12 protein-coding genes are annotated in these 13905 nt (G+C 48.5%); 3 read left to right on the forward strand and 9 right to left on the reverse strand.

Annotated elements, in window-relative coordinates; genetic code table 11:
- Window positions 1–68: 68 nt before the first annotated feature.
- From hemW to gpr, 5 genes are all read right to left on the reverse strand, one after another.
- Window positions 69–1214 carry a radical SAM family heme chaperone HemW gene (gene hemW, locus FGB90_RS06230; protein ID WP_138809654.1) on the reverse strand — a complete coding sequence of 382 codons (1146 nt, stop codon included), beginning with the start codon at window positions 1212–1214 and terminating at the stop codon, window positions 69–71.
- A gap of 158 nt (window positions 1215–1372) precedes the next feature.
- Window positions 1373–3205, reverse strand: a complete 1833-nt coding sequence (gene lepA, locus FGB90_RS06235) for a translation elongation factor 4 (RefSeq protein WP_138809655.1) — start codon at window positions 3203–3205, stop codon at window positions 1373–1375.
- A gap of 591 nt (window positions 3206–3796) precedes the next feature.
- Window positions 3797–4186 carry a hypothetical protein gene (locus FGB90_RS06240; RefSeq protein ID WP_138809656.1) on the reverse strand — a complete coding sequence of 130 codons (390 nt, stop codon included), beginning with the start codon at window positions 4184–4186 and terminating at the stop codon, window positions 3797–3799.
- Window positions 4187–4209: 23 nt separating this feature from the next.
- A complete protein-coding gene (locus FGB90_RS06245) occupies window positions 4210–5376 on the reverse strand; it encodes a stage II sporulation protein P (protein ID WP_138809657.1) in 1167 nt (388 codons plus the stop codon).
- A gap of 147 nt (window positions 5377–5523) precedes the next feature.
- Window positions 5524–6651 carry a GPR endopeptidase gene (gene gpr, locus FGB90_RS06250; RefSeq protein ID WP_138809658.1) on the reverse strand — a complete coding sequence of 376 codons (1128 nt, stop codon included), beginning with the start codon at window positions 6649–6651 and terminating at the stop codon, window positions 5524–5526.
- 171 nt (window positions 6652–6822) lie between these two features.
- Between gpr and rpsT the strand changes: the two genes are divergently transcribed.
- Complete coding sequence (rpsT, locus tag FGB90_RS06255) at window positions 6823–7089, forward strand: 30S ribosomal protein S20 (protein ID WP_138809659.1); 267 nt, start codon at window positions 6823–6825, stop codon at window positions 7087–7089.
- Window positions 7090–7252: 163 nt separating this feature from the next.
- Here the strand turns inward: rpsT and holA are convergent, their stop codons facing one another.
- On the reverse strand, window positions 7253–8278 hold the full coding sequence (holA, locus tag FGB90_RS06260) for a DNA polymerase III subunit delta (RefSeq protein ID WP_138809660.1): 1026 nt from the start codon (window positions 8276–8278) through the stop codon (window positions 7253–7255).
- A 470-nt stretch (window positions 8279–8748) separates the two neighbouring features.
- On the opposite strand from holA, the gene FGB90_RS06265 reads away from it, so the two are divergent.
- On the forward strand, window positions 8749–8880 hold the full coding sequence (locus tag FGB90_RS06265; protein ID WP_138809661.1) for a YqzM family protein: 132 nt from the start codon (window positions 8749–8751) through the stop codon (window positions 8878–8880).
- 130 nt (window positions 8881–9010) lie between these two features.
- On the opposite strand, the gene FGB90_RS06270 is transcribed toward FGB90_RS06265, so the two are convergent.
- From FGB90_RS06270 to FGB90_RS06280, 3 genes are all read right to left on the reverse strand, one after another.
- Window positions 9011–11302, reverse strand: coding sequence for a DNA internalization-related competence protein ComEC/Rec2 (locus FGB90_RS06270; RefSeq protein ID WP_138809662.1), 2292 nt, complete (start codon window positions 11300–11302; stop codon window positions 9011–9013).
- A 364-nt stretch (window positions 11303–11666) separates the two neighbouring features.
- Window positions 11667–12236 (reverse strand): ComE operon protein 2, encoded by a 570-nt coding sequence (locus FGB90_RS06275; protein WP_138809663.1) that lies wholly within the window; start codon window positions 12234–12236, stop codon window positions 11667–11669.
- A gap of 88 nt (window positions 12237–12324) precedes the next feature.
- Complete coding sequence (locus FGB90_RS06280; protein ID WP_171051721.1) at window positions 12325–12936, reverse strand: helix-hairpin-helix domain-containing protein; 612 nt, start codon at window positions 12934–12936, stop codon at window positions 12325–12327.
- 103 nt (window positions 12937–13039) lie between these two features.
- Here FGB90_RS06280 and comER point away from each other — a divergent pair, with 103 nt between their 5' ends.
- Window positions 13040–13879, forward strand: a complete 840-nt coding sequence (comER, locus tag FGB90_RS06285) for a late competence protein ComER (RefSeq protein WP_281280021.1) — start codon at window positions 13040–13042, stop codon at window positions 13877–13879.
- Window positions 13880–13905 lie beyond the last annotated feature (26 nt).

A 13905-nucleotide genomic window follows, 5' to 3' on the forward strand; every position in this document is an offset into this window, starting at 1 on the left:
CGGTTGTCAAGATAAAAGGGGCTGTTCCGCGGCACTTGATTGTACCGTCGGAAATCCCCTGTTACCAGTCAATCGAGCAGGAAATGCTCAAACACTTCGTTACCAAGAAAACGGCCCTTTTCAGTCAGTCTGAGACAGCTTCCGGAGCGCTCAAGCAGCCCCTGCTTCATGAGCTTATCGACAGTGGCGCCGAATACTTCGGTGACCGGTTTTCCGTACCGCTTTTCAAAACGGGAAAGAGAAACACCTTCTGTCTTTCTCAGACCCATAAAGAGCTCTTCCTCCATCTGCTCTTTTACAGGAACAGCATGCTCCTCCCTGTAGGGGAGCTCTCCATCAGCTATTGCCTTCATATACTTCGGCAGGGGACCGTGATTCTGCCTGCGCACACCTTCCATATAGCTGTGGGCGCCGGCACCGATCCCGTAATATTCTTCGTTGTTCCAATAAGTGATGTTATGAACGCTTTCTTTATTCCCTCTGGCAAAATTACTGATTTCATACATATGAAAACCGGCTTCCGCAAGCTTTGAGATCAGAAGATCGTACATATCCGCTTCCGTATCTTCATGCGGAAGGGAAAGTCTGCCTTTTTTTGCAAGCTGGTAAAAGACAGTTTTCTCTTCAATTTTAAGGGAGTAGGCGCTCACGTGCTCGATTCCGAGGGATACGGCACGGTCGATCGTATCCTCGAAATTGCTGAGCGTCTGCCCCGGAAGGCCGAACATGAGGTCAATGGAGATGTTTTCAAATCCAGCTTCACGGCACTTTTCAATCGTATCGGTCACATCTTCCGGCTTATGATCCCGACCGATTTTTTTAAGGAGATCCCCGTCGAAAGTCTGTACGCCAATACTCAGACGGTTTACGCCGTTTCGTCTCATCATCGCCAGTTTGTCCGGTTCTGCACTGCCGGGATTTACTTCCACGGTAAATTCGATACGGTCCGGCTCATTGATCCTAAAGTGATGGCGGATCGCCAGAAGAAGCTTTTCAAGCTGGACGGTCGACAGGGATGTAGGAGTGCCTCCCCCTACGTAGATGCTTTCTATCCGGTCAAACGGGAACCGGGCGACTGTCCGGCTCATCTCGGTTTCACAGTCATTCAGGTACTCGTCCACCGGCTGGTTTTTCAGGAAAAACTTATTGAAGTCACAGTAGTGACAGATCTGTTCACAGAACGGAACATGAACATAGACGGCTCTCGGCCCCATCTGCTCACCGCCTTTCTTTATTGTAAAATTTGACCTTTCCTCTTATTTCAGCAGGAGCTCCGGCGCAGGCCCTCTGCTTCCTTTACACCCATACTGCTTCGTAAAAGAAAAGTGCCCCGGACAGGCAGATTAACGCACTCCCGGAACACTCTGCTGATTTACTTCTTTTCCGAATCATCCATGCTCAGTACACTCATGAATGCTTCCTGAGGCACTTCCACATTTCCCACACTCTTCATGCGGCGTTTACCTTCTTTCTGCTTTTCAAGAAGTTTCCGTTTACGGGAAATATCTCCGCCGTAACATTTGGCAAGAACGTTTTTACGCATCGCCTTAATCGTTGAGCGGGCAATGATTTTCTGACCGATACTTGCCTGAACCGGCACTTCGAACTGCTGCCTCGGGATAAGCTCCTTCAGCTTCTCCACGATTGATTTCCCGCGCTGATAGGCACTGTCGCGGTGAACAATGACAGAAAGGGCATCGATCGGTTCCCCGTTCAGCAGGATATCCATCTTCACAAGACGGCTTTCCTTGTACCCGATCAGTTCGTAATCGAAGCTGGCATACCCTTTTGTACTCGACTTAAGGGTATCGAAAAAGTCATAGACAATTTCGGAAAGAGGAATATGGTACGTAATCACAACACGGTTCTCATCGAGATACTTCATGTCCTGATAGTCTCCGCGCTTTTTCTGGCAGAGTTCCATGACCGGGCCAACGAAATCGTTTGGCACCATCACTTCGGCTTTTACGTAAGGCTCTTCCACGTGGTCGACTTTCTGTGCGTCCGGCATCATGGACGGATTGTCAATCTGCTTCAATTCGCCATCGGTGGTATGAACTTTATAGATAACACTTGGTGCTGTTGTAATCAGTGTGATGTCAAATTCACGCTCAATCCGCTCCTGGATAATTTCCATATGGAGCAGACCGAGGAATCCGCACCGGAAACCAAATCCGAGTGCCTGGGACGTTTCCGCCTCATATTGAAGGGAAGCATCATTGAGCTCGAGCTTTTCAAGTGCGTCGCGGAGCGCATTGTAATCATTCGTATCCACCGGATAAAGTCCGCAGAACACCATCGGGTTCAGTTTACGGTAGCCGGGGAGCATATCGGCGGCCGGCCGCTCTGCACTGGTGATCGTATCCCCCACACGGCTGTCACTTACATTTTTGATCGAAGCTACCAGGTACCCTACGTCGCCGACAGTCAGTTCATCCTGAACAGTCGGTTTCGGAGTAAATACACCGATCTCCTGAACTTCAAATTGCTTATTGGTCGCCATCATCTTAATTTTATCACCCGGCTTGACCGTTCCTTCCACAACCCGGATGTAGACGATCACCCCGCGGTAAGGGTCATAAAGGGAGTCAAAAATCATCGCTTTCAGCGGCGCTTCGGGATCGCCCGGCGGTGCCGGCACTTTGTCAACGATCGTTTCGAGAATCTCCTCGATGCCGATTCCGTTTTTGGCAGAGGCCATAATGGCATCTTCTTTCGGAAGACCGATGATATCCTCCACTTCCTGCATTACGCGGTCAGGCTCGGCGCTCGGAAGATCAATCTTGTTGACAACAGGGATGATTTCAAGGTCATTATCAAGGGCCAGGTAGACGTTAGCCAGTGTCTGGGCCTCGATCCCCTGCGCAGCATCAACAATCAGCAGGGCTCCTTCACAGGCAGCCAGACTCCGGGAAACTTCATATGAAAAGTCCACGTGTCCAGGGGTGTCGATCAGGTGAAAGATATATTCCTCACCATCGTTTGCTTTGTATTTAAGCTGAACGGCGTTCAGTTTAATCGTGATTCCCCGTTCCCGTTCAAGGTCCATGGCATCGAGCATCTGGTCTTTCATTTCACGCTGTGTCAGCGCACTCGTTTTTTCGAGTATCCGGTCTGCAAGCGTGGATTTTCCGTGGTCGATATGGGCGATAATCGAGAAGTTACGGATCTTCTCGCGCCTCTGGATACGCTGTTCGTTATTCATTCACATTCACTCCTACCGGTATCATAAACTGGTGCAGCAGACCGGCTCATAGGGCTGCGTCACTTCTGTTTTCTCTATTATGTGACAGGCCGCCTGTTCCGGTTCGACCGGCATGCGCCTGTATTCCCCATATGTAACCATTCTTAAGGCTATCCATCATTATAGCAATAATCACCGGGGGTAACAAACACTAAATAGTTCCGGGAGCCCCACCTGCAGCCCGGGAAAAGCAAAGAAGTTCGCAAATAACCAAGCTGATAAAAAAAGCCCTCACCATGGGCGAGAGCCTTTCTTCAGTATTCTAAAAGTTGATTGTTTAAAAATACACTCGCTTGCCGCGGGCAAGGCTTCAGCCAGCCGGGATAGAGCGTCCCGGCGGATCTTCAGCTCTTGCTTTTCCCGCAGGCGTCTCGTGATTTTTGAACAATCAACGAATATGGATTCTCCCTGATGGCGATGACATTAAGAAAGTACATTGCCCGAAAGGCTTATCAGCCTATTTAAGATCAGCAAAACGGTGCGAACTATCGAAAACCGATTATCAGCATTGTTTTTAAATCGAAAACTCTTTTGTACCAGCCTCTAAGATATTCAGCTGGAACCAAATCCTGCATATATTCCTTTAAAAACCGCTTCCAGTGCTCCGGCAATCCCCAGTCCCACATCAGAAAAGAAGTTTCCGCTGCCAGACCCGCTCTGTTTTTCAGCCAGATCCCTTTTAACATCCGCGGAAGTTATCAGGTCTTTTTTTATTTCTTCATCACCTTCGCCGTATATAACGAGATGATCTCCGTCTTCCATTTCAATTTGATCAGGGACAGTTTCATTCAGATGAATATCAGGTATTTGAAGCTGAAGAGAAGAGGGTTCACCGGCTGTCCCAAACGACCCGCTCAGATGATTCACATAGACGATTCCAAATACAAATCCGCCAAAGAAGACCGTCGTGATAAAAAAGCAGCGCAGTAAAAATGGGGCCATCTGTTTTCTCCTCCTCAGCTGGTTTAGCTCTCATCCTTTTCAAAGTAGAAGTCTGCGAACACTTCAGCAAAAGCTTCCACCGATCTGTAGACTTCGTCAAGTGTATTGTCTATGCCGCCAAATTCAACGACCAGGGAATTTTCCGATAGGTCCTGGTTATATAAAGAGTTGGATCCGGGACCGTCTGGCACGAATACCCCACGGCTTAAACCGGGAAACTTTTCCTCTATTCTCGAGTGAAGGTCCTCCGCAAGTGCTTTGTTCTTTTCGAAGCTTTCATGGTTCCGCCCTATTACAAAGAATGTCCGGGCATAAACCTCACCATTTATTGTCGCGGTCGTTACCTCGCGGGGCACGCTGTCCCGGTGGAGGTCAAAGAAGAATTTAAGATCTTCGTGTTCGCTGATCGCTTCCTCAACAAGTTCACGGCTCATATCGTAGGACCGGCCGTACTGCCAGCCTCTCGTCCTCAGTTCACTCGTAACATCGGAAGTATCCACCACGCTCCCGATTCCCCGTTTCGCAAGTTCCTGCCCGAGTCTTTCCCCTGCAAGGGTAATATTAACTGATTCATGGAAAACTTCATGCCTGGGAATATCCGGGTCCTTCAACTCAGGAAGAAACGACTCCCGGTTATGTGAATGTATGATATGAACTGTTTTTGGCGGATCTTTTCCCGCCGTCAGCTCTGCTATCGCTTCTTTCATTTCGTCCATTTCCTCAAGGCGCTCGGTCGCTGCCTCCCGCTCCTCCATCATTACTTCGGCAGGCGGGGCCGACTCCATCGGCATTGTGGTAAAGTCTGTCCCCTCCCCGGCAACGAGAATTTCACCGCCGAAAAGGGCGATGCCGGGCAGTTCCCTGGCCAGAAGACTTCTCGGATCATCCGGATCGATACTTGTGGCAAGTTCAAACACAAGAGACGAAAGCTGAGGCGGCGCACTGTCTTCAGGAAGTTCCTGCGTCAGATATCGGTTTTCCGTTCCTATTACGTGCACGAGCATTTCACCTGTCAGATGATCGCTGAAATCGCTGATGGATGCGGAACTGAGTGAATAACCAGGCCCGAAAGCCGTAAGAATCGACGCCATAATAAAAATAGAAAGAACGCCGGTGACCGACGTGAACAGATATTTTCTGAAACTGCTTGTCCGGCTCTTAAAAGCCGGCCTGTAAGGTCCCTGCCTCACTCTGCCACCTCCCGTTGTCACCTGTTAATTCAGCCTATGCAGGCAGACAGGCCGGCAGAACCACAAAATAGGACAGGCTCTCGGTGCAGGGATTAGAAGCGCAAAAAACCGGAAATGGCCTAACCTGCCATTTCCGGTTCCGTTCACTTACTTCGTATACGCTGCCGTGTTGTCCTGATTAACTGCACCATGAAGGGCCGCATTCAAACCAAGTGCCAGAACATTGCCCATATCCTCGATAAACTCATCCACTTCTTTTGGCGTCACCATCAGATTATGGCCGAGCGGTGCGAGCACTTCCTGAATCAGCTTCCGTTTTTCATGCTCCTCCAGGCTTCCGACAATCCCCATATACTGCTGGCGCTGCTCTTCGGCAGGAAGATCCTCTTCGGTGAGCTCACGCTTTTCCCCGAAGCTCATTCCTGCCGGTGCAAGGGATCGTTTCGGATCGTCCTTTTCCTTCATTTCTCGGCCAAAGTGCTTAAGCACATAGTCGATCGTATCACTTGTAATGGACACCGCATCCACCACCGTTGGAATACCTACAGCAATAACCGGGATTCCAAGGGTATTTTTATCAATGGACTTGCGTTTATTCCCTACCCCGGAGCCCGGATGAATGCCGGCATCAGAAATCTGGATCGTCGTGTTTACGCGCTCTATGGACCGGGAGGCAAGAGCATCTACAGCTATGATAAAATCAGGCTTCGATTTTTCAACCACTCCGAAAATGATATCGCTCGTCTCAATCCCGGTAAGGCCCATGACCCCCGGCGTAATGGCGCTTACCGGCCGGAAACCCTCACTCACCTGCTCAGGCTGGAGCTCAAACAGATGATTGGTTACGAGAAGATTTTCCACTACAAGCGGTCCCAGGGCATCCGGGGTGACATTCCAGTTGCCAAGACCCACCACAAGACAGCTTGCATCCCTGTCAATGCCCAGCTCCTCAAGGTATCGACTGAATTCCCTTGCAAACACTTCCTCCACTTTATCCTGGAGTTCGCTGTCCTTTTTCCGGATTCCCTGCACCTGGAGAGTTAAGTATTTTCCCGGTTTTTTACCCATGGTTTCCGCGCCCTGCTCGTCAATATCCACCAGGGTAATGTTAATGCCCTCTTCTTCTCTTTCCTTTATAATAACTCCTTCAATGTGCTGTTCGGCTTCCTCTTCGGGTCTGCCCCCCTGCTGTTCCTCCTGAACAATCTCGTGTGCTTCAACGGCCAGATCCGTGCGGACGGTGTATTTACTCAGATCAAGTTCCTTCTGCTCCATATCCCTTCACCTCTATACAAAATTTACTCAGGGTTAGGATGAACCAACCGCGCGCCTTTCATTCTTTTGTTGATTTTTAAAATGCCATTTGGTACAATCCATTATGTTGCACACAAATGATTATAACAACGTACTTTTACGAATTACGGTTGCATCAGGGAGGTGAAAGGCATGGCAAATATTAAATCTGCAATTAAGCGTGGCCGTACGACTGAAAAGCGTCGTGCTCAGAACGCTGCTTTTAAATCAGACCTTCGTACATCTGTTAAGACTTTTGAAAAGCAAGTTGAAGCTAACAACGCAGAAGCTGCACAGCAATCATTCTTGGTGGCAACCAAAAAGATCGATAAAGCTTCTGACAAAGGTCTTCTTCATAAGAACGCAGCGAACCGTCAAAAGTCCCGTCTTCAGAGACTTCTTAACGGCGTAAACGCATAAGGTAAAATAACATGGCATGATCGCCTCCAGGGCGAATGCCATTTTATTTTCCTTTCAATGGCTGTACATAAAAAACCGGAGCCCCCAGGGACTCCGGTTTTTTCATTGTTAACGACTGCCGGCACTTTATTCGCTTCTGCCCGGGGATAATCGTCAGGCGAAGCTAAGCCCGCTTTTTCTGGCGTGAGAGAAACAGTTCCACAGCCAGCACCTTGTCCAGCTGTCCCGTTTTGATACGGTAATCGGTATCCGCCAGGTCGTCGAGCAGACCGAGGAGATGGCGATCATCGAACCGGCCTGCCTGCTGTGCCGCAAGTTTTACCGCATAGGGGTGAAGCTTCAGCTGTCCGGCCATCTGTTTCTGGGAATATCCCTGCTGGGAGAGCTGTTTGACCTGGTAGAGAATCCGAAACTGCCTTGCCAGAAGACTGAGGATTTTTATCGGCTCTTCTTTCTGCTTCAGCAGGTCATCAAAAATCCTCCATGCCACGTCGATCCGTCCTTTAACAACTCCGTCCACGAGAGCAAAAATATTCTGCTCAAGCGATCTGGCTACCAGATCATCCACTGCCTGTTTTGTAATTGTTCCGCCTTCACCGGAGTAAACCGCGAGTTTATTGAGCTCCGATGTAATCATCATCAGATCGGAAGCTGTAAGAGCAAGGAGCTGCTCCTTTGCTTCCTTTTCAATTTCCACACCGTATTCTTTTGACTTTTCGTCCATCCATCCAAGAAGTTCCCGCTCCTCAAAGGGTTTCCCTTCCATTACTTTACCGTGTTTTTTTATGAGTTTCGTAATTTTCTTTCGTTCATCCACTTTTTCACTCGGTACCACGGCAATAAAAACTGTTTCCGGTGCCGGATTCTGTATGTATGCTTCAAGCTTTTTAAGATCATGCTCGGTTTTCCAGTTCACCCTGCTTCCTGTAAAAAACCACGCTTCCTTTAAAATAACAACCCGGCGGGAGCCCATAAACGGAAACGTATAAGCCTCTTCCACCGCTATTTCAACAGGCGTTTCCTTCATGTCCAGCCTGGACAGGTTAAATTCCATTTCCTCCTGGCGAAGTACTTTGCCCACAATCCGCTGTAATGTATCTGTAATCAGAAAGTCTTCACTGCCGTACAGCAGATAAAGGCCGGATGGTTCTTCGCGTTTCAGATGTTTAATGATATCAAAATACGACAATCAGACCCGCTCCTCTCCCGGATAGTTTATCACAAATAAAAAAAAACAGGCCAGCCGAATCCTGAATGAGATGCCTGTCCGCAGGAAAGTAAGAGGGGAATGATGCCGTTAAATCATTCCCCATTTATGATAAACGCTGTCAGCCTTCCCCGCGGTTGAAGACCTCAAGCGATAATCCATATTCTTTTTTCACGAACCACTTTTCTCTCTGTCGTTAATTATGATATCCTATGCCCAGACACTGTATAGGTGACAACTCTTAGCAAAAACATAACAGAACCTGCCTCCGTACCCAGTCCTCGTGGTGCTGCGGTACTTAATCGAAAGTATATGGCCGCACATGGCAAAATGTGCCCCAATACGATTGATTTTTTAAATTCAGGGAAAAACAGACAAAGAACAGCCACATTAAGTGCTGGATTTTTAACACCTGTTCACGTATACTAAAGAAGGATACAGGAGGGATAACGATGAACGAATTCGAAAAGAATGTACAGTCCAAACGAAACGACTTTATTGACAGTGCTGTAGGTTTTGTTGTAGTTTTCGGTTTCTTCGCAACCATTTTTGTTATTGCCCAGGCAATCGACCTGATCTGGTAATACGAGCAGCCGTCAGACTGCACAGTCTACATAGCAATAGTCCGTTCCGCACACAACGCCTAAAAGCGTTGTGTTTTATTTTGCCGTCAAAAAAGCATGCTGATCACATAAACCAGCATGCACTATCCCATTATTCCCTCCCCGCCACGGCCCTCACTTCCGTAATCCCTTTTTTGTTCCGGAATGTAACAGTAACATCGCCGTCCTGATCCGTTCTGTATACAAGGGCACCCGCATTTTCAAGCCTGTCCGTTACTTCTGCAGACGGATGACCGTGCCGGTTTTTTCTCCCTGCAGAAATTAAAGCTATTTGCGGCTTCACAATCTCCATAAATTCGTGAGTAGACGAGCTGATACTCCCGTGGTGTGCCACTTTGAGCACATCTGTCTCCAGATCCGGATAATCAGCGGTAATTCTCTTTTCAGCCTCCTCCTCAATGTCGCCCGTAAACAGCCAGTTATACCCGCCCATCACAGCTTCCAGCACTATGGAACGGTCGTTCTCGGACGACTCAGACCCGTTTGGGGACAGAACTCTGAACTGCCCTCCATTTCTCGTCCAGCTGAGACCTACATATGTCACAATCAGTGGAATCCCGGCCTCCTCCAGACAGTCCTTCACCTCCAGTTCAAGAAGTGAGTGCATTCCTCCGGCAGGGTAAAGAGCAGCGCCGATATTTACATGTTCAGTCAGCAGACACGTTTCACCAATATGGTCTGCGTGACCGTGGGTGAGAATGAGCTTGTCGATTTTTGTAATCCCCCTTCCCCGGAGATGAGGAAGGAGAACCCGCTCGCCCGGGCCGGCAGAAACCGCCTCTTCTCCAAAATAAACAGCGCCTCCCGTATCAATCAGGTAAACGCGCTCCCTGTAGGGAAGCTCAACCAGAAAAGCATCTCCCTGTCCCACATCGAGCATCGTAACCCGTCCCTCCGGATCAATGTATGGAAGCATGACCTGCAGAACAGACAGACCAGCCAAAACTGCGGAAGCCGCAAGCACCCTTTGCCGAAACTCCTGTTCCCAAAAGTAAAAAAGCAAAACAGTCATGGAATACAGCAGAAAAACCATCAGGTCAGACGGCTGTCCAAACGTGATCCTGAACAGTGATAAATCATTCAGAAAAAACATGATACCGTGGAACACGTCAAGTGTGGAGCTTACAAAAGAGAACAGTAATTGTGCGGGAAGAGCAGCAAAAGGCAGAAGGATGGCAATAAGAAGGGAAAGGGGAAGAACAGCAAATGAAATATAGGGAATAAACACGAAGTTAAACGGAATACTCAGAAGCGAAAACTCATGGAACTGATAAATGACTACAGGAAATGATGCCAGCTGGGCAAGCACAGTCACCCTGACGATTGTTCCAAACCAGCTTTGGGACCGGCTGAGAATCCGTCCTGAGAGAATAAGGACAAATGTTGTAAGAAAGGAAAGCTGAAAACCGATGTGATATATATTGGCCGGATCCCAGAGCAGAAGAACAATAAATACACCTGAAATACTGTCCACCGGCTTTAAGGGGAGGCTGATCTTCAGCGCGATGAGCACCGCCATTACCATCATTGCTGCACGTGTGACGCTGGGAGCTCCTCCGGCCAGCACCACATAAAAAGGGAGAAAACAAATAGCAAGCGTAAATGAAGTTTCCTTTGTGACACCTGTTCTCTGAAGAACGAAAAGAAGCAGAAATACTACAAGGCCCACGTGCAGACCGGAGACAGCCAGCAGGTGACTGACACCGATGACCCGGTACGCTTCACGATGGCCCTCTTCCATTGTCCCCCTCTCTCCGTACACAAGAGCCTGTATAACCGAAGCCCCGTGTCTTCCTTTATCCTCTTCTGCAAGTAAACCAAGCCGCTCAATACCGTCCGCCCTGAAAGAGTAAAGGAGACTTTTCACCGATGTTTTCTGCACACAGTTGTATTCCCCTGCATAAAACAGCCAGGAAATCCGCTGCTGATTCAAGTAGCGTTTATAATCAAACCCAAACTCATTGTATTGCTTAGCCGGCTCTTCGAGGTTTCCGGACAGACGGCATAGGCTGTTATAGTCCGGCGGATTTCCAGTGGGATCCGGTACGACAGCCTGAACTTTCTCACCACTCTCCGTTTTTAACACAAACCTTAATCCCGACACTCCTTCAGATGGCACAGAGTGAACTGTCCCCTGGAGTACCGTTTCCGTTCCTGTTAATAACGTTTCACTGCTGATGCCATGGTAAAAAGTCAGAGCCGACACAGCGAGAAACCAGACGGGCATCCCCAGAAGCGCTGACCGGTTCAGTTTTTTTCGGTGTACAAAAATCAGGATGAAGGTCATTGCAGTAACCGTAAATGTCCATAAACCCGGTCCGTCCAGAAACCACATCACGGCAGAAAGGGTAATGAAGGCATAAAAAAGCGCAGGACGAATCATGGGAAAGTTCCTTCTTTCGGGGAATTTGATGTGAGGAAAATTCTAATTAAATTTGATATTTTTTTTTGGGGGGAATTTCTGTTGATGGAGAGGTCTTTAAAGAGGATATTACAATCCGGCCCGGTTTACCCTGACTTCATCATTAATAAAACGCTGTTTTCGGATTGATTGTTCCTTTTTTAGGAAATTACGGAGTGAAGGGCGGCGACTCCTGCGGGAGTAGCATCCGGTGAAGACCCCGCAGGGCGTTTTTCCCGAGGAGGCTGAAGCGATGCCCGCGGAAAGCGTCCGCCAGCAGCGTAGAAAAACAACAATCTTTCCGAAAAGAACTTAATGAAATCAGGGTAAAATAATGGGCGGTACTTTACACTGACCCGGTATAGAGCTCGTTCGCCTGCTCTTTGAGCTCCTCCAGTTCTTCACTGCCGAGTCCAAGTTTTTCAAGCTCACTCAGGAGACCCGCCGTAAAGGCCAGTTTCTCACTGTTCTTAGTATCAAGAACCATTTCCTCGAGTTCCACCTGTTGAACTTCAACTCCTGCCTGTTCAAAAAGCTCTATGGCATATGGGTGGTTCTTGTATTCAGTGGCAAAGTAAACCTTTCTGATACCTGCCTGAATGATCGCTTTGCAGCAGTTCAGACACGGAAAATGAGTGACGTACATTTCCGCACCGGCAGCAGGTACACCGAACTTGGCGCACTGAAGCAGAGCGTTCATTTCCGCATGTATGGTGCGGACACAATGGGAATCGATGACGTAACAGCCTTCATCAATACAGTGTTTGCCGCCGGAAATGGAACCATTATAGCCTCCGGCAATGATTCTTTTATCTCTCACAATGGTCGTGCCGACCATTAACCTCGTACACGTTGACCTGAGCGCAAGAAGATGGCTCTGGGCCATGAAATACTGATGCCACGAAATTCGTTCCACTATTGGTGCCTCCTTGGTGCTGATATTTTCCCTCTCAGTTTAGACAAAATGATCACGATCCGTCAATTCCTGCTCCCCTTCCAACCATTTACTTTACCCGGATCAGGGGTTCAAGCTGTTCAAGTGTACGCTCCCCGATTCCGGGAACATTGATCAGGTCAGCCGATATGGAAAACGAGCCATGTTCATCTCTGTAGGAAACGATCGCCTGGGCTTTCCCGGGACCGATTCCCGGAAGGTTCTCAAGCTCCGACTGACTGGCTGTATTTATGTTAATGAGTGCTTCACCCGCTCCTCCCGCAGTTGGCGCAGCCATTTCCGGCATCACATCCTCCCCTTCCGCAGGAACATAAATTACCATTTCATCACTCACCCGCTGTGCAAGATTTACACCATCACGATTCCCTTTCTCCGTAAACCCGCCTGCCATTTCCACTGCATCGAGAACACGCATCCCTTCTTCGAGCAGATAGACACCCGGAACAGAAACCTCTCCTTTTACATCAACGACAATCACAATCTCCACTTCATCCGGTGGTAATTCAGGATTCGTTTCTGCCTCTGCAGCCGGCATTTCCCAGTCATCAAAGACCGTGTCAGTTTTATGCTGATTCCACAGCACGTAAAATAAAACGGCAGTAACCACCCCTGCAGCCAGCAGGTATGGGATCAATCGTTTAACTCGCGGGGGAATATTCATGATCCTGGACTCCTCAGTATGGATTTGACCCGGGTAAAGTTCTATCCGGTTTTGCAGGGTCATACAATGAAAGGAAAATACGTGTGAAAAGGAGGGGAATCGATTGAGGAAAATCGGTTTTATTGGTACCGGCAGCATGGGGAGGATTCTCATCGAGGCAATCCTGGAATCTAAGGCGGCACTGCCCTCTCAATTGACCATTCACAATCGCACGATGGAAAAAGCCTGCGTAATAGCAGAACAGTATAAAGGGGTTACCGTTTCCGCAGGTCTTCGTCAGCTGATTCAGAAATGTGACTGGATCTTTCTGTGTGTAAAACCACTCCAGATGATTCCGATTCTCGAAGAATATAATGAGGAGCTCACCGGTAATAAGACACTCATTTCCATTACCAGCCCACTTTCCATATCCCAGCTTGAAAGCATGGTGACATGCAGGGCTGTGCGGTTTGTGCCAAGCATTGTCAACAGGGCAGGCCAAGGTGCATCACTGGTCACTTACGGCTCTAAGATCGACAAGGTTCATAAAAAGGAAATGGATGACTTTTTCACAACGTTCTCGGCGCCCCTTGAAATCGATGAGGCGATTACAAGAGTATCATCGGACCTCGCCAGCTGCGGACCGGCGTTTATCAGTTTTCTGGTGGAAAAAATGATTGAAGCGGCTGTTGCAGAAACAAAGATCACCCGTGAGGAAGCAACCCATATTGCAGAACATATGATGATCGGGTACGGGGCGCTGCTGCAGGAAAAGCTGTTCACGCTTTCCACCCTGCAAAAGAGAGTGACCGTTCCGGGCGGAGTGACCGGGGAAGGGCTGAAGGTATTAAACGACGAAACAGGAGATATGTTTCATAAGCTTTTCGTCAGAACTCATGAAAAGTTTGATGAAGACAAATATCTAATCCAAAAGCAGATGGAAAAGGAGCGCAGGGGTACATAATCCCCGCAGCTCCTTTTCTTTATTCG

This window comes from Alteribacter natronophilus (assembly GCF_006007885.1).
GTDB lineage: Bacteria > Bacillota > Bacilli > Bacillales > Salisediminibacteriaceae > Alteribacter > Alteribacter natronophilus.

Coding starts and splice junctions, on each gene's coding strand:
- hemW (WP_138809654.1), bottom strand. CDS start 1,214: ATGGGGCCGAGAGCCGTCTATGTTCATGTTCCGTTCTGTGAACAGATC.
- lepA (WP_138809655.1), bottom strand. CDS start 3,205: ATGAATAACGAACAGCGTATCCAGAGGCGCGAGAAGATCCGTAACTTC.
- FGB90_RS06240 (WP_138809656.1), bottom strand. CDS start 4,186: ATGGCCCCATTTTTACTGCGCTGCTTTTTTATCACGACGGTCTTCTTT.
- gpr (WP_138809658.1), bottom strand. CDS start 6,651: ATGGAGCAGAAGGAACTTGATCTGAGTAAATACACCGTCCGCACGGAT.
- rpsT (WP_138809659.1), top strand. CDS start 6,823: ATGGCAAATATTAAATCTGCAATTAAGCGTGGCCGTACGACTGAAAAG.
- FGB90_RS06265 (WP_138809661.1), top strand. CDS start 8,749: ATGAACGAATTCGAAAAGAATGTACAGTCCAAACGAAACGACTTTATT.
- FGB90_RS06270 (WP_138809662.1), bottom strand. CDS start 11,302: ATGATTCGTCCTGCGCTTTTTTATGCCTTCATTACCCTTTCTGCCGTG.
- FGB90_RS06280 (WP_171051721.1), bottom strand. CDS start 12,936: ATGAATATTCCCCCGCGAGTTAAACGATTGATCCCATACCTGCTGGCT.